This is a genomic window from Flavobacterium sp. (genome assembly GCF_040402955.1).
In the GTDB taxonomy this organism is placed as follows: domain Bacteria; phylum Bacteroidota; class Bacteroidia; order Flavobacteriales; family Flavobacteriaceae; genus Flavobacterium.
Map to the genome: position 1 here is coordinate 76,406 of NZ_JBBALQ010000001.1, position 24,807 is coordinate 101,212.

A 24,807-nucleotide genomic window follows, 5' to 3' on the forward strand; every position below is an offset into this window, starting at 1 on the left:
GTTTTCAAATTAATGTTTTAATAGATTTTTTACAACACAGATTGGATAAGTTTTAGAAATCTTAAAAATTTCTCTAATCTGTGTTCTAAACTATTTTGAATTTGCTATTAAATATTGATATTGAATTTGATTTTTGTAATTGATATTGATATTAAATTGTTTTCAAATTAATGTTTTAATAGATTTTTTACAACACAGATTGGATAAATTTTAGAAATCTTAAAAATTTCTCTAATCTGTGTTCTAAACTATTTTGAAATTGCTATTAAATATTGATATTGAATTTGATTTTTGTAATTGATATTGAATTTGATTTTTTGTAATTGACATTGAAAATCAATATATGTTATTTATTTTTTAGTACTGCAATTTTTCTTTCTAATTCAGAAATTTGGTTTTGAATATCATCTTCTTCTTCAATATTTTCACCTTTGGCACCAGCAATCATAATTTCTAATGAAACATTCAAATTTTCTGCAATATAAGTTACAAAAGCTTCTAAATTTCCAGCATCAGCCAAGCGCAAAACGGCAAAATAGTTTTCTTTATCTTGTGTTTTTATAATCACTGGCGGAAAACCAAATTGCATTAAAATAAAATTCATTAAAATTCGAGCTGTTCTTCCATTTCCATCATCAAACGGGTGAATTCGTATAAATTTATAATGAAATTCGGCTGCAATTAATATTGGATTTACCTCTTTATCCTCAATTTTTTCTTTGTACCAATTTAGTAAATCGTACATTTTAGCTGGTGTTTCTTCTGGTGAAGCAAAATAAAATGTTTCTCCAGTTACTGTTAAAACATGGTTCGGATTTGATTTGTATTTTCCAGCAGAAATTTTTCTGGAAACTATTTTTCCATCTTCATTTATGGATTCTTTATACGAATCTTTCAATAATAAGGAATGTAATTCTCTAATGAAGTTTTCAGTTAATGGATAATCTTTTTTAACTACATCAATCACCCAATTTATAGCTTCATTATGACCCGTAATTTCCAAAGTATCTTTTAATGGTTTGCCTTGTGCAGTAACTCCAAAAAGCAATAAAGCTTTCGTTTCGCCATAAGTTAATGAGTTTCCTTCCAAATGGTTAGAATGATAATTCCAATCCAAACGAAATTTTTGCATAATACGGTGCTCTTGCTCCATGTTTATTGGGCGAAGCGTATCTAACTCTTGTTTTAACTCTAATGCTTTTTTAATTTCTACCATTTTGGATGTATTACTTAACAAAAATAACAAAAAACAATTGATTTAGCATAAAGTAATTTTTTATTACTTTAGCAAAAAGTAAAACACAGTATGCACAAGGAAATTACTATTTTTAACGAAACTATTTTACCGGGAAAGAGCAAAACCATCAATATGCAAATTGGTAAATTGCATACAATGACCGATTTACACATTCCAATTATCGTAGAAAGAAGTAAAAAAGAAGGGCCGGTAGTGTTGTTAACTGCTGGTTTACACGGCGATGAGATTAACGGCACTGAAATTGTAAGAGAATTAATTGTAAAAAAAATTAATAAACCAAAACGAGGCACTATTATTTGTATTCCCGTAATTAATATTTTTGGATTTGTCAATCAAGCCAGAGAATTTCCAGATGGTAGAGATTTAAATCGAATTTTTCCTGGAAGCAAAACAGGTTCTTTAGCAAGTCAATTTGCGTATTTTATTTTAAAAGAAATTTTGCCACATATTGATTATGCAATAGATTTTCATGCTGGAGGTGCTAGAAGATTTAATGCACCACAAATACGAATTGTTCCAAATAACGCAGAATTAAAAACACTTTCAGATGTATTTGGTGCTCCGTTTACCCTATATTCTAATAATATTTCTGGTTCGTTCAGAAGTTCATGTGATAAAATGAATGTGAAAATGTTATTATTTGAAGGAGGAAAATCGGTAGACATTAATAATGCGGTAACTCAAGAAGCTGTAGAAGGAACCAAACGATTTTTAATGCATTTTGGAATGCTAAAAAATAAACACGAAATTTCAAAACCAAATCAAACTATATATATTGAAACATCGGATTGGGTACGAGCTAATTTTTCTGGTATGTTTCATGGTTTAAAACAAATTGGAAGCTTTGTAACAAAAGGCGACTTATTAGCCACAATTTCAGATCCTTTTGGGAAAGTGAGTCATAAATTAAAAGCACCACATGATGGTTATTTAATAAACGTAAACGATGCCCCAATTGTATATCAAGGCGATGCTGTTTTTCATATTTCAACAAAATTAGAAAATGACTAAGAAGGAATTAAGAACCAAGTATAATGCTTTAAGGCAAAAATTATCTGAGACAACTATTGAAGATTTATCCTTACAAATTGCTAATCAAATCATTCAGTTAGATATTTGGCAACACAGTTTTTATCATCTTTTTTTACCTATTGAAACCAAAAATGAGGTAAATACAGAATATATTTTGCAAGTTTTGGCAGGAAAAGACAAAAACATTGTCCTTTCAGCAAGTGATTTTTCAACTCGAGAAATGACTCATTTTCTCTTAACAGATGCAACCAAAATAAAAAAAAACAAGTACGATATTCCCGAACCCGTTGACGGTTTAGAAGTTCCTGTTTCTAAAATTAATGTGGTTTTTGTTCCTCTTTTGGCTTTTGACGAAAAAGGCAATAGAATAGGTTATGGAAAAGGATTTTATGATCAGTTTTTGTCAAAATGCCAACCAGAAACCATAAAAATTGGCGTTTCTTTTTTTGAAGCAGAAACATTAATTTTTGACACCTTATCTACTGATATTCAGTTGGATTATTGTGTGACACCAACTAAAGTTTATAATTTTTTAATATAAATTTAAATCGGAATTCCATATATTTTATTATATTTGAAATTATTATTAAACAAATAAACTATGTTACAATCTATTCATTCCGCCCTAGCTTATGGTGTTTTAGCTGTATTAATTTTTGCTATTAGTAACGCTTTTTTAGGGCTTTCAGCAAAAAGAAATTTTACTTCAAAAGACAGAAGTATCTCATTAATTGCCTTAATTTTTAGTCATATCCAGTTGTTGGTTGGCTTATTTATGTGGGCATCTACTTTTGATTTCGATTTTAAAGCTTTAGGTTTAGTGAAAATAGATCATCCAATAACGAATATTTTAGCAATTGCTTTAATTACAATTGGTTGGAGCAAACATAAAAAAGAAGAAAGCAGTAATGGGAAGTTTAAAAAAATTGGTATTTTTTATGTTTTAGGATTAATTTTCTTACTATCAAGAATACCTTTTAAACATTGGTTAGGATTATAACTTTTTATGGTATTAATTTTGCCAAATCAATAAAAATATAAAGAGAAGTAAGTGAAAATTTACTTCTTTTTTAATCTTATCTATATGAAGATGAAAAAATTTATATACATATTGCCGCTTTTAGTAGTGCTTTTTTTTCAGAAGGAAAACATAAAATCTAATTTTTCTCAAGAAAAACCTAAACTAAAAGTTACAGATACAGTAAAGAAAAAAGACAGTATAGCCAAACCTGTTGAAAAACTAGAAATGTATCACGAATCGGCACACGCTTCTTATTATGCTAATAAATTTAATGGCAGAAGAACCGCAAGTGGCACAAGATTTAACAATAATGACATGACTTGCGCCCACCGAAAACTTCCATTTGGCACCAAATTAAAAGTTACAGGTGTAAAAACTAAAAAAGTAGTTTACGTTACAGTTACCGATAGAGGCCCGTTTCATAAAAACAGGCATATTGATTTAACAAGAGCCGCATTTTGGAAAATTAGACCTTCAAATTATGGTGGACATATTGATGTAAATATTGAAATTGTGAAGAAATAAAACTTAAAATTTTACACAAATTTCACAGATTTTCATGAATTATTTTATGGAAATTTCTGTTTTATATAAACGTTACCAAGCGGTAAAAGGTTTTTTACTTAAATACGCATTATAATATTTTTCATCGCCAGTTACTTCTTTTGCCAGCCAATTTGGTTTTTCAAACGTTTCATTGGCGTCGGAAAGTTCAATTTCAGCAACAATCAATCCCTTATTTTCACCTTCAAAAATATCCACTTCAAATGTATGATTTCCTTTTTTGATTAAATACCGGGTTTTATCAATTACGCCTGTTTCGCATAATTTTAATAAAGCTTCTGCTTCGAATAACTCAATTTCTTTTTCCCATTCAAAACGTGTAGTTCCTGATTCGTCGCCTTTGCCTTTTATGGTAATAAATCCTTTATCGTCTTTTATTCTAATTCTGACCGTTCGTTCAGGTGTGGAATTTAAATACCCTTGAGCAATTTTATGCGAATGTAAAGCCTCAGAAATAAAATCTAAGGAATGGACTAAAAATTTACGTTCTATTTCTTGCATAATTTTTAAAATATAAAGAATCAAAATTACAATATTTAAACATATAAGTCGCATAAGTTTTATCGTTCTTTTTGTTTCAAGTTTTAGGTTGGCTGAGGTTCTCTAATCCAATGGTATTGAAATTTCTGAAAATCTGATAAATTTCAGTTTAAAGAAATATTTTTTTCAGTACTTTGTAAATCTTATGGAAATCATACAACGAAAAATAATTCACATTGATATGGATGCCTTTTATGCCTCTGTAGAACAATTGGATAATCCTGATTTAAAAGGGAAACCAATTGCTGTGGGCGGAAATGAAATTCGTGGTGTAGTAAGCGCTGCCAGTTATGAAGCGAGAAAATTTGGGGTAAGAAGCGCTATGAGTGGGGCACAAGCCGCTCGTTTATGTGAAAATTTAATTTTTGTAAAACCAAATTTTGAACGATATAAAGAAGTTTCTAAACAAATTAGAAAAATATTTTATGAATATACAGATTTGGTAGAACCACTTTCCTTAGATGAAGCGTATTTGGATGTTACGGAAAATAAAAAAGGAAATCCAAGTGCAACATTAATTGCTAAAGAAATCCGACAAAAAATATTTGAAGTTACTGGTTTGACAGCCTCTGCAGGTATTTCTGTAAATAAATTTGTCGCGAAAATCGCGAGTGATTTCAATAAACCCAACGGTCAAAAAACAGTAAATCCGGATGAGGTGGAAGCGTTTATTGAAGTGTTAGATGTGAAAAAATTCTACGGAATTGGAAAAGTCACTGCTGAAAAAATGTATCAATTAGGCATTTATTCTGGAACGGATTTAAAGTCAAAATCGTTAGACTATCTTGAAAAACATTTTGGAAATAGTGGTAATTCGTACTATAATTTATCTCGAGGTGTAAGTTTTAGTGAAGTTAAACCCAATAGAGAAATGAAATCTGTTGGCGCCGAACGCACTTTTAATAAAAATTTATCTTCTGAAATTTATATGGAAGAACGGTTAAAAAACATAGCTGAAGAAATTGAACGACGTATTAAAAAATACAAAATAGCAGGAAAAACCATTACTTTAAAAATAAAATATTCCGATTTTTCACAACAAACAAGAAGTAAAACGGGACAATACTTTATTTCCGATAAAAATCTAATTTTTGAAACCGCTAAAGAATTATTGTATCAAGAAAAACTCAAAAATTCGGTTCGATTATTAGGTATTTCTTTAAACAATTTAAACACACATCAGAAAAAATTTGTGGTGTATCAATTGAAGTTTGAGTTTTAGAAGGTTATTCCTAAATTAATCTTTTTCAAAACCGCATAATTACGCTATATTTGTAGATTATAAAAGAATTAAAAAATATTTTGAATTTGAAAATGGATTTTGTTGAAAAACAAATTTTGAATTTTGAATTTTGAATTTTGAAAGATAACAAATGAAACACATTAGAAATTTTTGCATAATTGCACATATTGACCACGGGAAAAGTACGTTAGCAGACCGCCTTTTAGGTGCGACACAAACAGTAACCGGCAGAGAAGAAAAAGCGCAATTATTGGATAATATGGATTTGGAACGCGAACGTGGTATTACCATAAAAAGTCACGCGATTCAAATGGAATATACGTATCAAGGACAAGAATATATTTTAAATTTAATTGACACACCTGGTCACGTAGATTTTTCTTATGAAGTGTCTCGAAGTATTGCCGCTTGTGAAGGTGCATTGTTAATTGTTGATGCCGCACAAAGTATTCAAGCGCAAACCATTTCAAATTTATATTTAGCTTTAGATAATGATTTGGAAATTATTCCTGTCTTAAATAAAGTAGATTTACCTTCTGCGAATCCAGAAGAAGTTTCAGATGACATTATCGATTTATTAGGTTGCAAATTAGAAGATATTATTCACGCCTCTGGTAAAACAGGTTTTGGTGTTGAAAATATTTTAGCAGCCATAATTGAAAAAATTCCACATCCAAAAGGCACTAAAGACGAACCTTTACAAGCATTAATTTTTGATTCGCATTACAACCCTTTTAGGGGAATTGAAGTAATTTTTCGTGTTGTAAATGGTGAAATTAAAAAAGGCCAGAAAATTAAATTTATGGCAACCGGTAAAGAATATTTTGCCGATGAGGTGGGGACTTTAAAATTAAATCAGGTTCCAAAAAATATAATTTCAACAGGAGATGTTGGCTATTTAATTTCTGGAATAAAAGAAGCAAAAGAAGTGAAAGTTGGTGATACCGTTACAGACGCTAAAGAACCAACAACAAATATGATTACTGGTTTTGAAGACGTAAAACCAATGGTATTTGCCGGAATTTATCCTGTAGACACAGAAGATTATGAAGATTTACGTTCTTCAATGGAAAAACTACAATTAAACGATGCGTCTTTGGTGTTTTTACCAGAAAGTTCAGCGGCATTAGGGTTTGGTTTCCGATGTGGATTTTTAGGAATGTTGCATATGGAAATTATTCAAGAACGTTTAGAACGAGAGTTTGATATGACCGTTATTACAACCGTACCTAACGTTTCGTACTTGGCTTACACAAAGAAAGAACCAGAAGTGGGTTTCATAATAAACAACCCATCAGATTTACCAGAACCAAGTAAATTAGATAGAGTTGAAGAACCTTATATTAAGGCAACTATCATTACAAAATCCGATTATGTTGGAAATGTAATGAGTTTATGTATTGAAAAGCGAGGTTTAATTACCAATCAAACTTACCTAACTACTGAACGAGTAGAGCTAAATTTTGATATGCCTTTGGCAGAAATAGTATTCGATTTTTACGACCGATTAAAAACAGTATCTAAAGGATATGCTTCTTTTGATTATCATCCGATAGGAATGAGAACTTCAAAATTAGTAAGATTAGATGTTTTATTAAACGCCACTTCAGTAGATGCATTATCGGCACTTATTCATGAAGACAATGCGTATAATATTGGTAAAAAAATGTGCGAGAAATTACGCGAATTAATTCCACGTCAGCAATTTGACATTCCAATTCAAGCTGCTATTGGAGCTAAAATTATTGCCCGTGAAACCATAAAAGCGCTTCGTAAAGATGTTACTGCAAAATGTTATGGAGGTGATATTTCTCGTAAACGTAAATTATTAGAAAAACAGAAAAAAGGTAAAAAACGAATGCGCCAAGTAGGAAACGTAGAAATTCCGCAAGAAGCATTTATGGCCGTTTTAAAATTGAATGATTAAATATAAAACAACAAAAAGCATATTAATTTTAATATGCTTTTTTTTATTTAAAATATTTCATAAATTTATGTGCTAATTCTAAAACGAATCTAATAATATGAATTTGAAGTCCCTTTATATTTTAATATTAGCATTAAGTTCTAGTATGTTTTCGCAAACCATTACAATAGACAATACTACTAATTCTCCTGCTCAACTTGTAGATTTATTGCTTGTAAATTCTTGTGTCACAGTTTCAAATATTGCTATTTCCTCTAACCAATCTGTTGCCTATTTTAATAAAAACGGATCTACTTTTCCTATAAATGAAGGAATTATTATTAGAAATGGTTTGGCGTTGAACACCCAAGGAAATTATAGTAATAATGCTACTTTAAGTTCGCAAATTAATACCAATACAGATGCTTATTTACAAACTATAAGTAACAGCACTGGTCAATCTTCCACAATAACCGATGTGGCTTTTTTAGAGTTCGATTTTATTCCCGTTTCAAATAGTTTTAGTTTTGATTTCTTATTCGCTTCTAATGAATATGGTGAATACCAATGTGCTTTTAGCGATGTTTTTGCTTTTGTTTTAACCAATTTAAATACGAATGTTTCAACCAATTTAGCAGTTATTCCAGGAACAAATTTGCCGGTTACGGTTAAAGACATTAGAAATAAATTGTATAATACCAATTGCGAATCGGCGAATTCAAATTTTTTTAGCACCTACAATCCAACTAATATTCCGGCTTCTACATTAAATATGAGAGGACATACTGTAGTTATGAATGCGGCTTCGGCAGTAATTCCAAATATTCCCTATAAAATACGATTGGTAATTGGGGATTATAATAATTCAGGATATGATTCTGCTGTATTTATTTCTGGAGGAAGTTTTACAACCACATTAGATTTAGGTCCAGATCAAACAATTTGCTCAGGAAATCCAATTCAATTAAATACTCAGTTAGATAATACATATACTTATCAGTGGCTTCAAAACGGGAATCCAGTTGGAGGAAATACATCATCTTACACCGTAAACACCCCAGGAACTTATTCTGTTGAAGTTACTAAAGGGTCCTGCTTTTTAACCGATACGGTTGTGGTTAATAACTTAGCGGTTGCTGCCCCAATTAATCTACAAACGTGTAACACAGGTGCAGCGAGCTATTCTTTTGATTTAACTATAAATAATGAATCCCAATTAGGTCTAAATAACACAACTTATGATTTGTTTTATTATGCTTCTATGGCTGATACAACTACTAATAATCCTATTGTTGGGACAACTAATTTTTCTACTACTTCAGGTCAAACAATTTACGTTAAAATTTACAATACGACATCAAATTTATTTTGTGATGCCGTATATCAATTTGATTTAGTAATAAATCCAGTTGTCAATGCTACACAACCGGTTGATGTACAATTGTGTGAAGCAGCTACTGCAAATACTTATTTTTTAGCTAATTTAGACAATCAAGTTTTAAACGGATTAACGGGTTACAGCATTTTATATTTCTCTAACCAAGCTAATGCTATAGCAGGGAATACCGGCATAATTACTTCCGTTACAATTCCAAATGGTACAACTTCTGTAACCGTTTGGATCAGAATGCAAAATAGTTCTAATCCTTCTTGTTTTGACGTTACAAGTGTTGATATTCAAGTAAATCCTTTACCACTGGTTGATGATTTAGCCGATGTAATAGCTTGTAGTAATTATGTTTTACCTGCTTTAACAAATGGAAATTATTTTACTGGACCTGGTGGCACTGGCACGCCATTGTTTGCAGGCAATATTATAAGTGATGGTAACACATACTTTATATATAATGGACCTGATGTAAATGGCTGTTTTAACGAATCTTCTTTTTTAGCTTACTTTGTAGATGAATATAGACTGCTTTTAGATAATTGTGGTTCATTTACTATACCTTCTCCACCATATAATATTGGGGCTTTTTATACTGCTCCAGGAGGGCCATCAGGCACTGGTGTTTTAATTCCAGTTGGTACGGTTTTTTCAAACACTACACTAATAAATATTATTCAACCAGTTTATTATTATGCAGAGGTAAATGGTGTTTTTTGTAGAGATGAATTATTTAATATTAACATTCGCCCACTACCTTTAATTGATACTTTACCAGATGTTATTTATTGTAATTCGTATGTATTACCAGCATTAACTAATGGGAATTATTTTTCTCAACCTGGAGGAACGGGCATACCCTATTTTGCTGGGAATACTATAACTGCTACTCAAATAATGTACATATATAATAGTACTTCTTTTATTGACGCTAACGGAAATCCTGGTGGCTGTGCTTTAGAGACGGATTTTCAAATTAATATAATTGACACAAATTTGTTTACTACAATACCTGCATGTAATAGTTATACATTACCAGCTATTGCTTTTGGCGGTTATTATACCGCTCCTTTAGGAGGAGGTTCCATGATAAATCCTACTATTCCAATAACAACTTCTCAAGTAATATATTATTATGCTAATACAACATTGTTGCCAAACTGTACAGATAATTTGAATTATAATATTATTATTAATCCGTTGCCTTTAGTAGATGTAATTACTAGTGGCGTGTATTGTGGCGAATTTGTATTACCTGTTTTAACAAATGGCTCATATTATACTTTGCCAGGTGGGCCAACTACTTTAGGGCAAATACCTCTTTCAGCTGGAAATATTATAGATTTATCTGGAGTCAGATTAAACCCAGGTACTTATTTTGTATTTAACGGACCCGATGCGAATGGTTGTTCGAATGAACTATCATTTACCATAAGTCTGAATCCGTTTCCACCCGCTGATGGTGTTTTAGATAGATTTGAATGTACGCCTTATTCGATTCCACAACCAGTTAATGGCAAAATATATACCGCACCAGGAGGCCCAAGCGGAGTAGGAACTTTAGTGTCTTCATCGACAGTTTTTTCTACTACACAAACATTTTATTTATACAATATTGACCCGGTAACTAATTGTACAATTAATAGACCTTTTACGGTAACATACAGCGGAATTAATTTACCAAATTATAGCAACGTTTCTGTATGCGAAACTCAAAATTATACATTACCAGTTTTAACGCATGTGCCGGCAACGCCAGAAAACTATACTATAGGTTATTTTTATGATCAAGCGGGAACGTTACCAGTTGCAAACGGTTTTGTATTTAATGTTCCTAATATAACTACTACTATATGGGTGGTAGCAGCAAACGGGGACAGAACAATTTGTTTTGCTCAAGACAGTTTTGACATAATTGTGTCTCAAACCCCAAATTTAGCCGCATTAGCTTTGGTATTTGATACCGAAGAATGTGGAACATATGTATTACCTACTTTGCCTTCCGTTGGTTTCAATTTAAATTATTATTCGCAACCAGGAGGGAATGCTGTCAATTTAATTACTAATTTAAATATTTCTACTCCTGGTACATATACCTATTATGTCTATGCATCTGCATTGAATAATATAAATTGTAATGCGCAACAGTCGTTTAGTTTTACAGTTCATCCTTTATTAAATATTACATTGCCGCAAGGGGTTATTTGTGTAGATCCGATTACGAATGCATTAATTAGTCCTTATACGATTCAAACTGGCTTAAATCCTGCGGTTTTTACAGCTAATTGGTTTTTAAATGGAACTTTATTGGGAACGGGTACTAATTTTACCGCAACGCAAGCTGGGGTCTATAATGTTACGTTTGTCAAACTCATTCCAGATGTGGGTTCGGCTTGTAATTATAATAATACAACAGTTACTATTTTACAATCAAGCCCAGCTAAAGCTAATTATACAGTTAGCCCAGAATTTGACACAGATGGAACTTTTATTACTGTAAATATTACAGATGGGTTCGGAAACTACATTTATCAGTCAGAATATCCAAACGGTACATTAAGTCCAATTCAAACGAGTAATACCTTTACAAACTTAGTTACAGGCGATTATTTTGTTACCATTTTTGATACATTAGGAAACTGTACGCCTACAAGAATTGGCCCAATTTATATAATTAATTATCCAAATTATTTTACGCCAAATGGAGACACTTTCCACGACACTTGGAATATTTTTGATTTAGCACAACAACCCAATAGTACAATCTCTATTTTTGATAGATACGGAAAATTATTGAAACAAATTTCTCCTGCTGGTTCTGGCTGGGATGGAAAATATGAAGGCAAAGATTTACCATCAACAGATTATTGGTTTTCTGTAGAATTCATAACACAAAGTAAGCAAAAAGGTGTTTTTAAATCTCATTTTAGTTTAAAACGATAGTGTAAAAGACATAAAAAAATCCCAAATTCAATTAAGAATTTGGGATTTTAAATTATCAGGATTTAATTTCTAATGAATTTCTGAAATTCTTATTGTATTTACCATTCCTTTATTAGCAATAGGCATAGAAGCTAAATTAACTACCATATCGCCTGTTTTTACATATTTCTTTTCTTTACAAATTTTATTGATATCGTCAATAGTATCATCTGTACTCGTAAATTTATCGTAAAAGAATGCTCTTACACCCCAAAGTAAATTTAATTGGGTTACAATTCTTTCGTTTGAAGTAAACACTAAAATATGTGCGTGTGGTCGCCAAGCCGAAATTTGAAAAGCGGTATAACCACTATTGGTTAATGTAGTAACCGCTTTTGCATCTATAGTATCTGCCATAGCAGCAGCGTTAAAACAAATAGATTTAGTGATGTATCTTTCGTTTCTTTTTGTTGGTGCGATATGAGGCACACTAATAAGCGGGGAATCTTCTACACTTTCAATAATGCTTGTCATAGTTTCAATAACTTGTACTGGATAATTTCCAACTGAAGTTTCGCCTGAAAGCATTACGGCATCCGCACCATCCATAACCGAATTGGCTACATCATTTACCTCTGCTCTTGTAGGCGTTAAACTAGTAATCATTGTTTCCATCATCTGAGTAGCAACAATTACTGGAATTCGCGCTAATTTGGCTTTTAAAATTAGTTTTTTCTGAATTAAAGGCACTTCTTGCGCTGGCACTTCAACACCTAAATCACCACGAGCTACCATTAATCCATCGCAAGCAATAACAATTTCGTCAATATTTTCAACGGCTTCTGGTTTTTCAATTTTAGCTACAATCGGAATTTTATGTTCAGAATGTTCTGCAATTAAATCTTGTAAATCTTTAATATCTTCTTTAGTTCTAACAAACGAAAGTGCCATCCAATCTACTTTGTTTTCACAAGCAAAAATAGCATCTTTAATATCTTTTACCGTTAATGCCGGAAGCGATACTTTTGTGTTAGGTAAATTTACCCCTTTTTTAGATTTTAACGGTCCGCCCTGAATTACTTTACAAACTACTTCATCAACTCTGTTAGTTTCAATAGCTTCAAACATTAGTTTTCCGTCATCTAAAAGGATTCTTTCTCCAGGATTTACATCCTTAGGAAATTCTTTATAGTTCATATACACCCTTTCAGCAGTTCCAGGAATATCTTCTGAGGTTTGGAAAGTAATAATATCTCCAGGATGTACCATTACATCTTCCTTCATTACACCAACGCGTAATTTTGGGCCTTGTAAATCGGCTAAAATAGAAGTGGTATAGCCAAATTCAGTATTTAATTCGCGAATAATATCTATTTTTTCTTTTACATCTGTATAATCTGCGTGAGAAAAATTAATTCTAAAAACATTAACTCCGGCGTCAATCATTTTTTTAATTACTTCTTTGCTACTACAAGCGGGGCCTAATGTGGCAACAATTTTTGTTTTTTTGGTTGTATGCATCTTTAAAAAATTAAATTGTTTATCGATTTTAAATTAGTGGTATCTACTTTATAAATCGTAGAAACATTTTGTATGGTACTTATTTTTTGAATGACTTCATCGCTTTTAAAGCTTGAATCTATATTGTCTATTTTTAGTAAATAATCGGCTATTTTTAATTCTGGAATTAAATTCATTGTAATATTATCTTCAGAAAAAAATCCTGTATTATTTTGGTTCGAATTAAAATTGGTTTGATTTTTAATGAGTTCCCAAGTGATATCTTGGTTTAAATCATCAAAACTAAATCTAGAAAATTTTCCTGTTCCGTTAGAAGATTTTATTGAAATTTCACTTTCATTTTTTTTCATCAAGACATTCAATTTTAGATTTATTAAAAAGGTTAATTTAAAATCTTTTAAATTAGAATGAATAGCAAGTAACTCAAAATCATTTGATTCAAAATCGTCGAATGTAAGTTTAAGATTTGCCATTTATTTTAAAAAATAATCGTAAAGATAGGAGTAAAAATTAGTAAATTGTAGTAAAAAAGGTTTCTAAACTGTTTTTTTTTAATTCAAACGTTGTAGTTGATAAAAAACTTAGGATTTGTTTTCAATTTTATCCTGTAAAGCAAAAAACGCTCTTTTTGCCGCTGTTTCTTCTGCTTTTTTCTTTGAAGTGGCTCGGGCTTTGCTAATTACCTGATTGCCCATTAATAATTTTACGCCAAAGTATTTTACGCCTTCTTTACCATCATCTTCAAAAATATCAAATTTGAAACTAATTTTTTCTTTCTGACACCATTCGATAATTAAACTTTTATAGCTAATAATTTTGCCTTCTAATCGCTCAATATCCACATATTGTTTGATGATTTTTTCTTGTATAAATTTCTCACAATATAAATACCCTTTATCTAAATAAATGGCACCAATAAAAGCTTCGCATAAATTTCCATGAATGTTATCACCAAAATGGGAAGGACTCACTTTACTTTCAATAAATTGCACCAAATTAAAATCTTTGCCTAATTCATTTAAATGTTCTCTACTTACAATTTTAGAACGCATTTTTGTTAAATAGCCTTCGTCGCCTGTTGGCACTCTTTTATATAAATGAGCAGCAACTACGCTGCCTAACATTGCGTCGCCTAAAAATTCTAAACGTTCATAACTAATAGGAAATCCGTTTTCATCGGTTTGGTTAGAGGAACGATGCGTAAAGGCATGTTTGTAATAAATTTCTGTATTGGGTTTGAATCCTAATATTTTGGTAATTTTTTCAAAAAAAACCCCGTCTTGATTAGAAGAAGGGGATTTTTTCAATATTTTATTTAAAATGCGTCGCATGAAGTTATTCTTCTAATTTTTTGAAAAGCACACAAGCATTATGTCCGCCAAATCCAAAAGTATTACTCATTGCCACTTTAATTTCTCTTTTTTGAGGCGTGTTTAAAGTCAAGTTTAATGAAGGATCAATATTCTCATCTACTGTAGTGTGGTTTATTGTTGGTGGAACAAGACTGTATTTCATGGCTAGAATCGAAGCAATTGCTTCAATTGCTCCAGCAGCTCCTAACAAGTGACCTGTCATTGATTTAGTAGAATTGATATTGATGTTTTTAGCGTGTGCTCCAAAAACATGACTAATTGCTTTTAATTCTGCAACATCTCCTAAAGGTGTTGAGGTTCCGTGCGTGTTAATATGATCTACTTCTTCTGGTTTCATACCTGCATCGCGTAAGGTGTTTTCCATCACTGCAATCACTCCAATTCCTTCTGGATGTGGCGCCGTTAAGTGATAGGCATCAGATGACATTCCGCCACCACCAACTTCACAATATATTTTCGCACCACGCGCTTTTGCATGTTCGTATTCTTCAAAAACTAAAGCGCCTGCACCTTCGCCCAAAACAAAACCATCTCTGTTAGCGTCAAATGGTCTAGAAGCCGTTTCTGGCGAATCGTTTCTTGTGGATAACGCTTGCATAGAGTTGAATCCACCCATTCCTGCAATAGTTACTGCTGCCTCAGAGCCTCCAGACACAATTACATCACACATACCTAAACGTATGTAATTAAAAGCATCTATCATAGCATTTGCTGAAGAAGCACAAGCGGAAACCGTCGTATAATTTGGACCCATAAAGCCATTTCTCATAGAAATATGAGCGGGAGCTATATCGGCAATCATTTTTGGAATAAAAAAAGGATTAAAACGAGGTGTTCCGTCTCCTTTAGCATAACTTAGTACTTCTTCTTGAAAGGTTTCTAATCCACCAATTCCAGCACCCCAAATAACACCTACTCTTTGTTTATTTACGTTTGATTCTAAAATCCCTGAATCTGCAATAGCTTGTTCACCTGCAACAATGGCATATTGTGCAAATTTATCCATACGTCTTGCTTCTTTTCTATCGATAAAATCTTCGATATTGAAGTTTTTTACTTCGCAAGCAAATTTGGTTTTATGTTTTTCGGTATCATAATACGTAATTGGAGCCGCACCGCTTTTACCGCTAATTAAGGCATTCCAATATTCTTGAATATTATTTCCAATTGGAGTAAGCGCCCCAAGTCCTGTTACCACTACACGTTTTAATTGCATAAATTATTTTTTAGTTATATAGAAAAACCCAATGCTTCATAATTAAATATCAACATTGGGTATTACATAAATGTCTTATGTGAATGATTGTAATACAATCAATGTTTTTACAAATCTAAACAAAGATTTTTAAAAACAGAAACAAAAAATAACAACATCCGTATAAAATAAATTATACGGATGAAAAGTTATTATTTCTTAGCTTCTTCGATGTAAGAAATTGCTTGACCTACAGTAGCAATGTTTTCAGCTTGGTCGTCTGGAATTTGGATATCAAATTCTTTTTCGAATTCCATAATAAGCTCTACAGTGTCTAATGAATCAGCACCTAAATCGTTAGTGAAGCTTGCTTCTGTTACTACTTCGTTTTCGTCAACACCTAATTTGTCCACGATAATCGCTTTTACTCTTGATGCAATGTCTGACATAATTTTCAATTTTTAATTATTTGTTGGCAAAAATAAAAAACTTTATTTTAAAACAACATTTTTGTTAGTAAATATAACAACGAATATACAAAAAAAACTTAAAACACCTTATTTTTAAGCATATTTAGAATGAATTAATTTATTATTTCATTTTTTTTTGCCGTTAAACCTAAATGTATTTATACTTTTGTGTGATATTTATGTGGTTTATTACTGCAATAAGTTAAAAAAAACAGAATAAAATGAAGAAGATTATCCTTTTTGCTTCCGGAAATGGTTCAAATACCGAAAATATTGTGGCTTATTTTAACATGTCAAATGCTGTTTCGGTTGTAGGTGTTTTTACAAATAATTCTGAAGCTAAAGTAATTGAAAGAGCTAAAAAATTTAATGTCCCAACTTTTGTTTTTAATAAAATGGAACTTTCAGATGATACCGTTTTAAATAGACTGAAACAATTGCAACCCGATTTAATTGTGTTGGCAGGATTTTTATTGAAATTTCCTATTCATATTATTAACGAATTTCCGAATAAAGTAATCAATATTCATCCGGCATTGTTGCCTAATTATGGTGGAAAAGGGATGTACGGGATGCATGTACATCAAGCGGTTTTAGAAAATAAAGAAAAGGAAACAGGAATTACGGTTCATTATGTGAACGAACATTTTGATGAAGGCGAATTCATTTTTCAAGCCAACGTAAATATTGAAAATTGTACTTCAGCAGAAGAAATCGCACAAAAAATTCACGAATTGGAAATGTCACATTTTCCAAAAGTGATTGAGAGGTTTTTAGAAGGTTAGACTTCCTAGAAAGTCAAACCCACTAAAATTTCTTAATTTCAACATCTAATCAATCTAAAAATCTAATAATCTAAAATGCCCTACCAAGTTAACATATACACAGATGGCGCTGCCAAAGGAAATCCCGGCCCAGGTGGTTATGGTGTGGTGATGGAAATGGTGGGCACGCCTTACAAAAAAGAATTTTTTGAAGGATTCAGACACACCACTAATAACAGAATGGAATTGTTAGCCGTAATAGTAGGTTTAGAAAAATTGAAAGCACCTAAAACCAATGTTTTGGTAGTTTCAGACTCTAAATATGTTGTGGATTCAGTAGAAAAAGGTTGGGTGTTTGGTTGGGAGAAAAAATACTTCAAAGACAAAAAAAACCCTGATTTATGGATGCGATTTTTAAAAATTTATAAACAACATCACGTGAAATTTATGTGGATTAAAGGACACAACAATCATCCTCAAAATGAACGTTGTGACGAATTGGCCGTGATGGCCTCGCAGCAAAAAAATTTAAATATTGATACTTTTTACGAAACGGAAGAACAGAAATTGTTGTAAAATAGTTTTTCAACCAATTTTATTCCTCGTTTATTGCATTCCAGCCTCTTGCTTTTAGTTCAATTTTTGTGTTGGCACGAGTCACCAAGTGCATGCCTTCACTTTCCGCAACCATATGACCAATAATGGTAAAATTTGGATTGTGTTTTAATTTTTCGAAATCTTCCATTTTAATCGTGAAAAGCAATTCGTAGTCTTCTCCGCCATTTAAGGCAATTGTGGTAATGTCTACATTAAATTCTTCGCACACATTTATTAATTGTGGGTCAACCGGAATTTTATCTTCATAAACATTACAACCTAATTTACTTTGCTTACAAATATGCATAATTTCAGAGGACAATCCGTCTGAGATATCAATCATAGCCGTAGGTTGTACTTCTAATTTTTCAAGTAATTCTTTTACATCATTTCTGGCTTCAGGCTTCAATTGACGTTCAATTAAATAGGTATAATCGTCTAAAATAGGCTGATTATTTGGGTTGACTTGAAACACTTGTTTTTCTCTTTCCAAAACTTGTAAACCCATATAAGCCGCACCTAAATCGCCAGAAACAACTAATAAATCAGTTTGTTGTGCGCCATTTCTATAAGTTATTTCATCTAAATTCGCCTCGCCAATAGCTGTAATGCAAATAATTAATCCTTTTTGAGAAGAAGTCGTGACGCCACCAATTACATCTACATTATAAGCGTTGGCTGCTAAAGTAATTCCTGCAAAAAGTTCTTCCATAGCTTCTAACGGAAAACGATTAGAAACCGCCACCGAAACGGTAACTTGCGTAGGCACGGCATTCATCGCACAAATGTCAGAAACAGTAGACACAATTGCTTTGTATCCCAAATGTTTTAAAGGCATATAGCTTAAATCAAAATGCACACCTTCCACTAATAAATCGGTAGAAATTACTGCTTTTTTGCCAGCAAAATCTAAAACAGCGGCATCGTCACCAATACTTTTAATTGTGCTTTTTTGATTAATTTTGAAATGCTTGGTTAAATGTTCAATTAATCCAAATTCACCTAAACTGGCAATGCTCGTTGTTTTTTGATCTTTATTTTCTAACATAAGGGTTGTTTTTGCAAAGATAGGGAATTAATGTGCCAATTGATTAATGTGCCAATGTGCCAATTAGATAATTAGACAATGTGTCAATTAGACAATTACTTTTATTAGCACATTGAAAATTCGCTAATTATCCAATTATCTAATTATCTAATTGTTTAAGTTTTTCAAAAATTAAACTGGTTTCGTATCCTTTTCGGAGTAAGAAATCTACAAATTTTTTATTTTTCTTTTGTCCTTTTCGTTCCTTAATGCCGTTCCAATTTTTTTCTGAAAGTGAATGAAAATTAGCTAAATAAACTTCATTTGGAAGTTCCAACAATGCCAAATCGATGTTTCTTTTTGATATTTCTCTAAATTTTAATTCTTGAACAATTCTATTTTTACCCCAACCTTTATAATTGTGTTTTCCTCGTGCAAAACTTTTAGCAAATCGTTCTTCATCTATATATTTATGTTCAATAAGATGTACAATAATTTGTTCCTTTAGTTCCGGAAGTAAGGTAAAACTTCGTAATTTTTGTTCCACTTCTTTATGACAACGATCTTGGTAAGAGCAGTAATACTCTAATTTGCTGATAATTTCGTTTGTAGTAAGTGAGGTTTTTGGTGCTTCCAATGAAAAATAGTAAGTAAATATCTATTCAAAATTACTATAAAAAATAACTTTTGCAATAGCATCAATGGGATTCTTTTACTTGAAATATTTTTATTACTAAAATTAGTCTAACATTTTTAAACTTCAAACGGAATAACTATCTTTGCAGCTTATTAAAATCAAAGTAAATGAGTAAATTATTAATTGTAGGAACGGTAGCATTTGATGCTATTGAAACCCCTTTTGGAAAAACAGATAAAATTTTAGGTGGCGCAGCAACATATATTGGTTTATCGGCTTCTTTTTTTAATGTTGATGCTGCAATAGTATCTGTTGTAGGGGAAGATTTTCCGCAAGAACATTTAGATTTATTATCAGAAAGAAATATAAATATTGAAGGAATTGAAATTGTAAAAGGCGGAAAAACGTTCTTTTGGAGTGGAAAATATCATAATGACATGAATTCTCGTGATACTTTAGCTACCGAGTTAAATGTATTAGCAGATTTCAACCCAATAGTTCCTGAAAAATATAAGGATGCTGAAGTAGTTATGCTTGGTAATTTACATCCAATTGTGCAATCATCCGTTTTAAATCAAATGACAACCCAACCCAAATTGGTAGTTATAGATACGATGAATTTTTGGATGGATTGTGCTCTACCTGAATTATTAGAAGTAATAAAACGTGTAGATGTAATTACCATTAACGATGAAGAAGCGCGTCAATTATCTGGAGAATATTCTTTAGTGAAAGCAGCTGCAAAAATCCATACCATGGGGCCTAAATATGTAGTCATTAAAAAAGGAGAACACGGAGCATTAATTTTCCATAATAAAGATGTTTTCTTTGCGCCAGCTTTACCTTTAGAAGAAGTTTTTGATCCAACAGGAGCAGGCGATACGTTTGCAGGAGGATTTTCAGGATATATTGCTCAATCGGAAGACATTTCTTTTGAAAACATGAAAAACGCCATTATTCATGGCTCAAATTTAGCTTCTTTCTGTGTAGAAAAATTTGGAACAGAAAGAATGGTAAACTTAAACAAAGAAGAAGTTTATGCTCGTTTACAACAATTTAAGGCGTTAACACAATTTGACATCAAATTATAAGACAAAACTATGCCTCGAAATTTCGGGGCATTTTTAATACAACAAATAAATAATACAATACAACAACTATGAGCGACGCTATTAAACACGAATGTGGAATTGCCTTACTTAGACTTTTAAAACCATTAGAATACTATAGAGAAAAATATGGTACGGCTTTTTACGGGGTAGAAAAAATGTACCTTTTAATGGAAAAACAACACAATCGTGGACAAGACGGCGCAGGTTTTGCCAGTATTAAATTAGACGTAAAACCAGGTCAAAGATATATTAGTAGAATTCGTTCTAACCAAGCGCAACCTATTCAGGATATTTTTGGTCAAATTAACACCAGAATTTCTGAGGAATTAGCTAAAAATCCATCGTATCAAAATAATGTAGCGTTACAAAAAGAAAACATTCCTTATGTAGGCGAATTATTTTTAGGACACGTTCGTTATGGTACTTTCGGGAAAAACAGCATTGAAAGCGTTCATCCTTTTTTACGTCAAAACAATTGGATGCATCGAAATTTATTAGTGGCAGGAAATTTTAATATGACTAATGTTAAAGAGTTATTTCAAGACTTAGTTGATGTAGGTCAACATCCAAAATTAATGGCAGACACGGTAACCGTTATGGAAAAAATCGGTCATTTTTTAGATGATGAAATTACAGAATTATATTTAGATTGTAAAAACGAAGGACTTACAAAACTTGAAGCTTCACCGGTAATTGCAGAACGATTAAATATTGGAAGAATATTAAAAAGAGCCTCTAAAAACTTTGATGGAGGATATGCTATGGCGGGACTTTTAGGTCATGGAGATGCTTTTGTGGTTAGAGATCCAAACGGAATCCGACCAGCATATTATTACCAAGATGATGAAATTGTGGTAGTAGCTTCAGAGCGCCCAGTTATTCAAACCGTTTTTAATGTAGCATTCGAAGATGTGAAAGAATTGGAAGCGGGTGATGCTATTATTGTTAAGAAAAACGGAAATGTTATTTTCGAAAACATTAGAGAATGTGTAGATAAAAAAGCCTGTTCTTTCGAAAGAATTTATTTTTCTCGCGGAAGTGACGCTGAAATATATCAAGAAAGAAAATTATTAGGAAAATATGTTTTTCCGAGTGTTTTAAAAGAAATTGAAAACGACATACATAATTCGGTATTCTCATTTATTCCAAATACAGCGGAAACTTCTTTTTATGGAATGGCTGAAGCGGCTCAAAAATTCTTAGACGAACAAAAAGTTAAAGACATCATTGCGCAAAAAGATACTTTAGACGAAAAAGGGTTAAACGAAATTTTAGCAGAAAAAGTTCGTACCGAAAAAATAGCTATTAAAGACGTTAAACTGCGAACTTTCATTACCGAAGATAGCAGTAGAGATGAAATGGTTGCACACGTTTACGACATCACATACGGCGTAGTAAAACCAACAGATAATTTAGTAATTATTGATGATAGTATTGTTCGTGGTACTACATTAAAACAAAGTATTATTAAAATTTTAGACCGATTACATCCTAAGAAAATTGTAGTTGTTTCTTCTGCTCCGCAAATTAGATATCCGGATTGTTACGGAATTGATATGAGTACATTGGAAGGTTTTATTGCTTTCAAAGCCGCATTAGAACTTTTAAAAGAAACCAATCAATATCAAATTGTAGAAGACGTTTATAAAAAATGTAAAGCACAACAAGGTTTAAAAGATACAGAAGTAGTAAATTATGTAAAAGAAATTTACAATCCGTTTACAGAGGAACAAATTTCAGATAAAATGGCAGAAATGCTAACTTCAAAAGAAGTGAAAGCAAAAGTGAAAATTATTTTACAAAAAGTAGAAGATTTACACAAAGCGTGCCCAAAAAATTTAGGAGATTGGTACTTCACTGGGAACTATCCAACGCCTGGAGGAAACCGAGTGGTAAATACAGCTTTTATAAACTTTTATGAAGGAAATGGAGCGCGTGCTTATTAAAAAAGTGCATTTCATCGAGAATATTTGCAATACAACAATTATTTTGTTTTAGTAAAATATCTTGCCATACTTTTATATCACCAGAAAAATTAGTAGGTTAAGTTTTATGGTAGATTTGGGGCAAAAGGGGTGAAAAGAAATTTTCACCTTTTTTATTTTATATACTTTCCAGTCAAATCTTTTTTATTTTTTCACTTTTTGTTGTTGAATTTACTAAATTCGCTAATGGAAACTTAAATTTTCCTAAAAATGAAAAACACACTCCAAAACACGTATAATTTTATTTTTGAAGAAAGTTTGATAAACGAAATTTTAGAAGTATCTAAAATTCACAATTTCAATGAAGGTGATATTATTATAGATTTTAATGAAAACATTAAAAATATGCCTTTAATGTTAACTGGGGCCATTAAAATATTACGTGAAGATTTTGATGAAGGCGAACTGCTTTTGTATTTTATAGAAAAAGGAGATACCTGTGCCATGTCTATGCAGTGTTGCATAGGAAATGCCAAAAGTGAAATACGTGCCATAGCAGAAACTGACGGCCAACTAATTTTAATTCCGGTAGCAAAAATGAACGAGTGGCTTGGTAAATATGCCACTTGGAGAAATTTTGTATTTAACAGCTATAACATCCGATTAAAAGAAATGTTAACTACAATTGATCATTTAGCATTTATGAATATGGATGAACGATTACTAAATTATCTTTTAGAAAAATCTAAAATAAATACTTCCAATCAAATTCACAATACTCATCAAGAAATTGCTTACGATTTAAATACATCAAGAGTTGTAATTTCCCGAATTTTAAAAGCATTAGAAAACAAAGGAAAAATTAAATTGAATCGTGCGTATATTGAGTTGTTGTAATCTAACTTTCATTCACTAAAATATTTTTTCCACCTTTGTAACACTTGTTACTGTACACTATTTTTAATGCGTTTACATTTGCCTCATAATTAATTTAGGATTATGAAAAAATTTAAACACACTATTTTAAGTTCAGCAGTATTATTTTCTGTTTTTGGATTGGCACAAGACACGCTGTCCATTTCTAAAAAAGATATTTCTAAGAAAATAGCTTCAACTAATTTACAAGTAAAAATTGCCGAAAAAAATGCCCAGTCCGCAAAAGCAGATTACAATCAGGCAAAAGCAGTTTTCTTGCCAAATATTTCGGTTTCACACACCGGAATTTCAACTACAAATCCATTAATGGCATTTGGTTCAAAATTAAATCAAGAAATTTTAACCGCTTCTGATTTTAATCCAGCGTTGTTAAATGACCCTGCCAAAACACAAAATTTTGCAACTAAGTTTGAAATTCAACAACCTCTAATTAATATAGATGGTTTTTATGGAAGACAAGCCGCTAAAGCCAAAATGGAAGCGTTTCAATTACAAACCGAACGCACTAAGGAATATTTAGAATTAGAAGTTTCTAAAGCATATATGCAATTACAATTAGCATATAAAGCCGTTAAAGTTTTAGAAAAAGCAAATACCACCGGAAAAGCCAATTTGAAATTAGTAGAAAATTATTTCAAACAAGGTATGTTGCAAAAAACGGATTTGTTAAACGTACAAGTTCGTGTAAATGAAATTGCCAATCAGTTGCAATATGCAAAAAGTAATGTGCAAAATGCTTCAGATTATTTAGGGTTTTTATTAAACGAAGACACGCAAGGAAAAGTATATAAACCATCTGAAGCGTTAGAAAACACCATTTCAATTGAACCTATAAATACTACTTTATCCGAAAACAGAAAAGACATTCAAGCGATGAGTAAATCTTCTGAAGCGTATGCAAAAATGTTACAATCATCCAGAATGACATTTTTACCAAGACTAAACGCTTTTGGAAGTTATGAAATGTACGATGCAACTGTTTTAGGAACTTCAGCAAAAGGATATTTAGTTGGCGCTCAATTATCTTGGACTATTTTTGATGGTTACAAATCTATTGGAAAATATGAGAAAGCAAAAGCCGAATCTCAAAAAGCAGATGTAGAAAAAGAACAATATACGAAACAAAGTCAATTAGAATTAAACAAAACAAATCGCCAATTATTAGATTCGGAAAACAAAGTTAATTTATCGCAATTGGCTTTCGGGCAATCGCAAGAAGCGTTCAGAATTAGACAAAACCGATTTGCACAAGGTTTAGAAAAAACAACCGATTTATTACAAGCAGAAACACAAATGATTCAAAAAGAATTAGAGCAACTGCAAGCGGTTTTTGAATATAATTTTACCAAACAGTATTTACAGTTTTTAACGAGGTAA

Annotated in this window: 22 protein-coding genes; 13 read left to right on the top strand and 9 right to left on the bottom strand. The window is 31.6% G+C overall.

What is annotated here, in order from left to right; translation table 11 throughout:
• Positions 1-346: 346 nt before the first annotated feature.
• Complete coding sequence (locus ABWP78_RS00355) at positions 347-1,216, bottom strand: Fic family protein (RefSeq protein ID WP_353167749.1); 870 nt, start codon at positions 1,214-1,216, stop codon at positions 347-349.
• A gap of 90 nt (positions 1,217-1,306) precedes the next feature.
• Here ABWP78_RS00355 and ABWP78_RS00360 point away from each other — a divergent pair, with 90 nt between their 5' ends.
• From ABWP78_RS00360 to ABWP78_RS00375, 4 genes are all read left to right on the top strand, one after another.
• A complete protein-coding gene (locus tag ABWP78_RS00360; protein WP_353167751.1) occupies positions 1,307-2,269 on the top strand; it encodes a succinylglutamate desuccinylase/aspartoacylase family protein in 963 nt (320 codons plus the stop codon).
• Complete coding sequence (locus tag ABWP78_RS00365) at positions 2,262-2,831, top strand: 5-formyltetrahydrofolate cyclo-ligase (protein ID WP_353167753.1); 570 nt, start codon at positions 2,262-2,264, stop codon at positions 2,829-2,831. Before ABWP78_RS00360 ends, ABWP78_RS00365 begins: the two co-directional genes overlap by 8 nt.
• A gap of 60 nt (positions 2,832-2,891) precedes the next feature.
• Positions 2,892-3,290, top strand: a complete 399-nt coding sequence (locus ABWP78_RS00370; protein ID WP_353167754.1) for a hypothetical protein — start codon at positions 2,892-2,894, stop codon at positions 3,288-3,290.
• A gap of 90 nt (positions 3,291-3,380) precedes the next feature.
• Positions 3,381-3,836 (top strand): septal ring lytic transglycosylase RlpA family protein, encoded by a 456-nt coding sequence (locus ABWP78_RS00375; RefSeq protein ID WP_353167756.1) that lies wholly within the window; start codon positions 3,381-3,383, stop codon positions 3,834-3,836.
• A 72-nt stretch (positions 3,837-3,908) separates the two neighbouring features.
• On the opposite strand, the gene ABWP78_RS00380 is transcribed toward ABWP78_RS00375, so the two are convergent.
• Positions 3,909-4,376, bottom strand: coding sequence for a CYTH domain-containing protein (locus tag ABWP78_RS00380; protein ID WP_353167758.1), 468 nt, complete (start codon positions 4,374-4,376; stop codon positions 3,909-3,911).
• A gap of 184 nt (positions 4,377-4,560) precedes the next feature.
• Between ABWP78_RS00380 and dinB the strand changes: the two genes are divergently transcribed.
• The 3 genes from dinB to ABWP78_RS00395 all read left to right on the top strand — a co-directional run bounded on the left by dinB (position 4,561) and on the right by ABWP78_RS00395 (position 11,894).
• Positions 4,561-5,637, top strand: a complete 1,077-nt coding sequence (dinB, locus tag ABWP78_RS00385; protein ID WP_353167761.1) for a DNA polymerase IV — start codon at positions 4,561-4,563, stop codon at positions 5,635-5,637.
• Between the two features lie 151 nt (positions 5,638-5,788).
• Positions 5,789-7,585: a translation elongation factor 4 gene (gene lepA, locus ABWP78_RS00390; protein ID WP_353167764.1), complete on the top strand. Its 1,797-nt coding sequence runs from the start codon at positions 5,789-5,791 to the stop codon at positions 7,583-7,585.
• Between the two features lie 97 nt (positions 7,586-7,682).
• Positions 7,683-11,894 carry a T9SS type B sorting domain-containing protein gene (locus tag ABWP78_RS00395; RefSeq protein ID WP_353167767.1) on the top strand — a complete coding sequence of 1,404 codons (4,212 nt, stop codon included), beginning with the start codon at positions 7,683-7,685 and terminating at the stop codon, positions 11,892-11,894.
• Between the two features lie 69 nt (positions 11,895-11,963).
• On the opposite strand, the gene pyk is transcribed toward ABWP78_RS00395, so the two are convergent.
• The 5 genes from pyk to ABWP78_RS00420 all read right to left on the bottom strand — a co-directional run bounded on the left by pyk (position 11,964) and on the right by ABWP78_RS00420 (position 16,411).
• Positions 11,964-13,394 (bottom strand): pyruvate kinase, encoded by a 1,431-nt coding sequence (gene pyk / locus ABWP78_RS00400; protein ID WP_353167769.1) that lies wholly within the window; start codon positions 13,392-13,394, stop codon positions 11,964-11,966.
• 2 nt (positions 13,395-13,396) lie between these two features.
• A complete protein-coding gene (locus ABWP78_RS00405) occupies positions 13,397-13,867 on the bottom strand; it encodes an IPExxxVDY family protein (RefSeq protein WP_353167772.1) in 471 nt (156 codons plus the stop codon).
• A 108-nt stretch (positions 13,868-13,975) separates the two neighbouring features.
• A complete protein-coding gene (gene rnc / locus ABWP78_RS00410) occupies positions 13,976-14,725 on the bottom strand; it encodes a ribonuclease III (protein WP_353167775.1) in 750 nt (249 codons plus the stop codon).
• Between the two features lie 4 nt (positions 14,726-14,729).
• Positions 14,730-15,983, bottom strand: a complete 1,254-nt coding sequence (gene fabF, locus ABWP78_RS00415) for a beta-ketoacyl-ACP synthase II (protein ID WP_353167778.1) — start codon at positions 15,981-15,983, stop codon at positions 14,730-14,732.
• A 191-nt stretch (positions 15,984-16,174) separates the two neighbouring features.
• The gene (locus tag ABWP78_RS00420; protein ID WP_007137004.1) at positions 16,175-16,411 is read right to left on the bottom strand and encodes an acyl carrier protein; all 237 of its coding nucleotides are present in this window, start codon (positions 16,409-16,411) and stop codon (positions 16,175-16,177) included.
• Positions 16,412-16,653: 242 nt separating this feature from the next.
• Between ABWP78_RS00420 and purN the strand changes: the two genes are divergently transcribed.
• The gene (purN, locus tag ABWP78_RS00425; protein ID WP_353167781.1) at positions 16,654-17,217 is read left to right on the top strand and encodes a phosphoribosylglycinamide formyltransferase; all 564 of its coding nucleotides are present in this window, start codon (positions 16,654-16,656) and stop codon (positions 17,215-17,217) included.
• Positions 17,218-17,292: 75 nt separating this feature from the next.
• On the top strand, positions 17,293-17,772 hold the full coding sequence (rnhA, locus tag ABWP78_RS00430) for a ribonuclease HI (protein WP_353167783.1): 480 nt from the start codon (positions 17,293-17,295) through the stop codon (positions 17,770-17,772).
• Between the two features lie 19 nt (positions 17,773-17,791).
• Here the strand turns inward: rnhA and thiL are convergent, their stop codons facing one another.
• Complete coding sequence (gene thiL / locus ABWP78_RS00435) at positions 17,792-18,841, bottom strand: thiamine-phosphate kinase (protein ID WP_353167785.1); 1,050 nt, start codon at positions 18,839-18,841, stop codon at positions 17,792-17,794.
• A gap of 139 nt (positions 18,842-18,980) precedes the next feature.
• Positions 18,981-19,457 (bottom strand): regulatory protein RecX, encoded by a 477-nt coding sequence (locus ABWP78_RS00440; protein WP_353167787.1) that lies wholly within the window; start codon positions 19,455-19,457, stop codon positions 18,981-18,983.
• A gap of 167 nt (positions 19,458-19,624) precedes the next feature.
• On the opposite strand from ABWP78_RS00440, the gene ABWP78_RS00445 reads away from it, so the two are divergent.
• From ABWP78_RS00445 to ABWP78_RS00460, 4 genes are all read left to right on the top strand, one after another.
• Complete coding sequence (locus ABWP78_RS00445) at positions 19,625-20,548, top strand: PfkB family carbohydrate kinase (RefSeq protein ID WP_353167789.1); 924 nt, start codon at positions 19,625-19,627, stop codon at positions 20,546-20,548.
• 68 nt (positions 20,549-20,616) lie between these two features.
• Positions 20,617-22,515: an amidophosphoribosyltransferase gene (locus tag ABWP78_RS00450; RefSeq protein WP_353167791.1), complete on the top strand. Its 1,899-nt coding sequence runs from the start codon at positions 20,617-20,619 to the stop codon at positions 22,513-22,515.
• Between the two features lie 249 nt (positions 22,516-22,764).
• Positions 22,765-23,391: a Crp/Fnr family transcriptional regulator gene (locus tag ABWP78_RS00455; protein WP_353167794.1), complete on the top strand. Its 627-nt coding sequence runs from the start codon at positions 22,765-22,767 to the stop codon at positions 23,389-23,391.
• A gap of 102 nt (positions 23,392-23,493) precedes the next feature.
• Positions 23,494-24,807, top strand: a complete 1,314-nt coding sequence (locus ABWP78_RS00460; RefSeq protein ID WP_353167796.1) for a TolC family protein — start codon at positions 23,494-23,496, stop codon at positions 24,805-24,807.

What these genes read in the sequence shown, in the direction of transcription:
- ABWP78_RS00355 (WP_353167749.1), bottom strand. Translation starts at nt 1,216, where the DNA reads ATGGTAGAAATTAAAAAAGCATTAGAGTTAAAACAAGAGTTAGATACG.
- ABWP78_RS00360 (WP_353167751.1), top strand. Translation starts at nt 1,307, where the DNA reads ATGCACAAGGAAATTACTATTTTTAACGAAACTATTTTACCGGGAAAG.
- ABWP78_RS00365 (WP_353167753.1), top strand. Translation starts at nt 2,262, where the DNA reads ATGACTAAGAAGGAATTAAGAACCAAGTATAATGCTTTAAGGCAAAAA.
- ABWP78_RS00370 (WP_353167754.1), top strand. Translation starts at nt 2,892, where the DNA reads ATGTTACAATCTATTCATTCCGCCCTAGCTTATGGTGTTTTAGCTGTA.
- ABWP78_RS00375 (WP_353167756.1), top strand. Translation starts at nt 3,381, where the DNA reads ATGAAAAAATTTATATACATATTGCCGCTTTTAGTAGTGCTTTTTTTT.
- ABWP78_RS00380 (WP_353167758.1), bottom strand. Translation starts at nt 4,376, where the DNA reads ATGCAAGAAATAGAACGTAAATTTTTAGTCCATTCCTTAGATTTTATT.
- dinB (WP_353167761.1), top strand. Translation starts at nt 4,561, where the DNA reads ATGGAAATCATACAACGAAAAATAATTCACATTGATATGGATGCCTTT.
- lepA (WP_353167764.1), top strand. Translation starts at nt 5,789, where the DNA reads ATGAAACACATTAGAAATTTTTGCATAATTGCACATATTGACCACGGG.
- ABWP78_RS00395 (WP_353167767.1), top strand. Translation starts at nt 7,683, where the DNA reads ATGAATTTGAAGTCCCTTTATATTTTAATATTAGCATTAAGTTCTAGT.
- pyk (WP_353167769.1), bottom strand. Translation starts at nt 13,394, where the DNA reads ATGCATACAACCAAAAAAACAAAAATTGTTGCCACATTAGGCCCCGCT.
- ABWP78_RS00405 (WP_353167772.1), bottom strand. Translation starts at nt 13,867, where the DNA reads ATGGCAAATCTTAAACTTACATTCGACGATTTTGAATCAAATGATTTT.
- rnc (WP_353167775.1), bottom strand. Translation starts at nt 14,725, where the DNA reads ATGCGACGCATTTTAAATAAAATATTGAAAAAATCCCCTTCTTCTAAT.
- fabF (WP_353167778.1), bottom strand. Translation starts at nt 15,983, where the DNA reads ATGCAATTAAAACGTGTAGTGGTAACAGGACTTGGGGCGCTTACTCCA.
- ABWP78_RS00420 (WP_007137004.1), bottom strand. Translation starts at nt 16,411, where the DNA reads ATGTCAGACATTGCATCAAGAGTAAAAGCGATTATCGTGGACAAATTA.
- purN (WP_353167781.1), top strand. Translation starts at nt 16,654, where the DNA reads ATGAAGAAGATTATCCTTTTTGCTTCCGGAAATGGTTCAAATACCGAA.
- rnhA (WP_353167783.1), top strand. Translation starts at nt 17,293, where the DNA reads ATGCCCTACCAAGTTAACATATACACAGATGGCGCTGCCAAAGGAAAT.
- thiL (WP_353167785.1), bottom strand. Translation starts at nt 18,841, where the DNA reads ATGTTAGAAAATAAAGATCAAAAAACAACGAGCATTGCCAGTTTAGGT.
- ABWP78_RS00445 (WP_353167789.1), top strand. Translation starts at nt 19,625, where the DNA reads ATGAGTAAATTATTAATTGTAGGAACGGTAGCATTTGATGCTATTGAA.
- ABWP78_RS00450 (WP_353167791.1), top strand. Translation starts at nt 20,617, where the DNA reads ATGAGCGACGCTATTAAACACGAATGTGGAATTGCCTTACTTAGACTT.
- ABWP78_RS00455 (WP_353167794.1), top strand. Translation starts at nt 22,765, where the DNA reads ATGAAAAACACACTCCAAAACACGTATAATTTTATTTTTGAAGAAAGT.
- ABWP78_RS00460 (WP_353167796.1), top strand. Translation starts at nt 23,494, where the DNA reads ATGAAAAAATTTAAACACACTATTTTAAGTTCAGCAGTATTATTTTCT.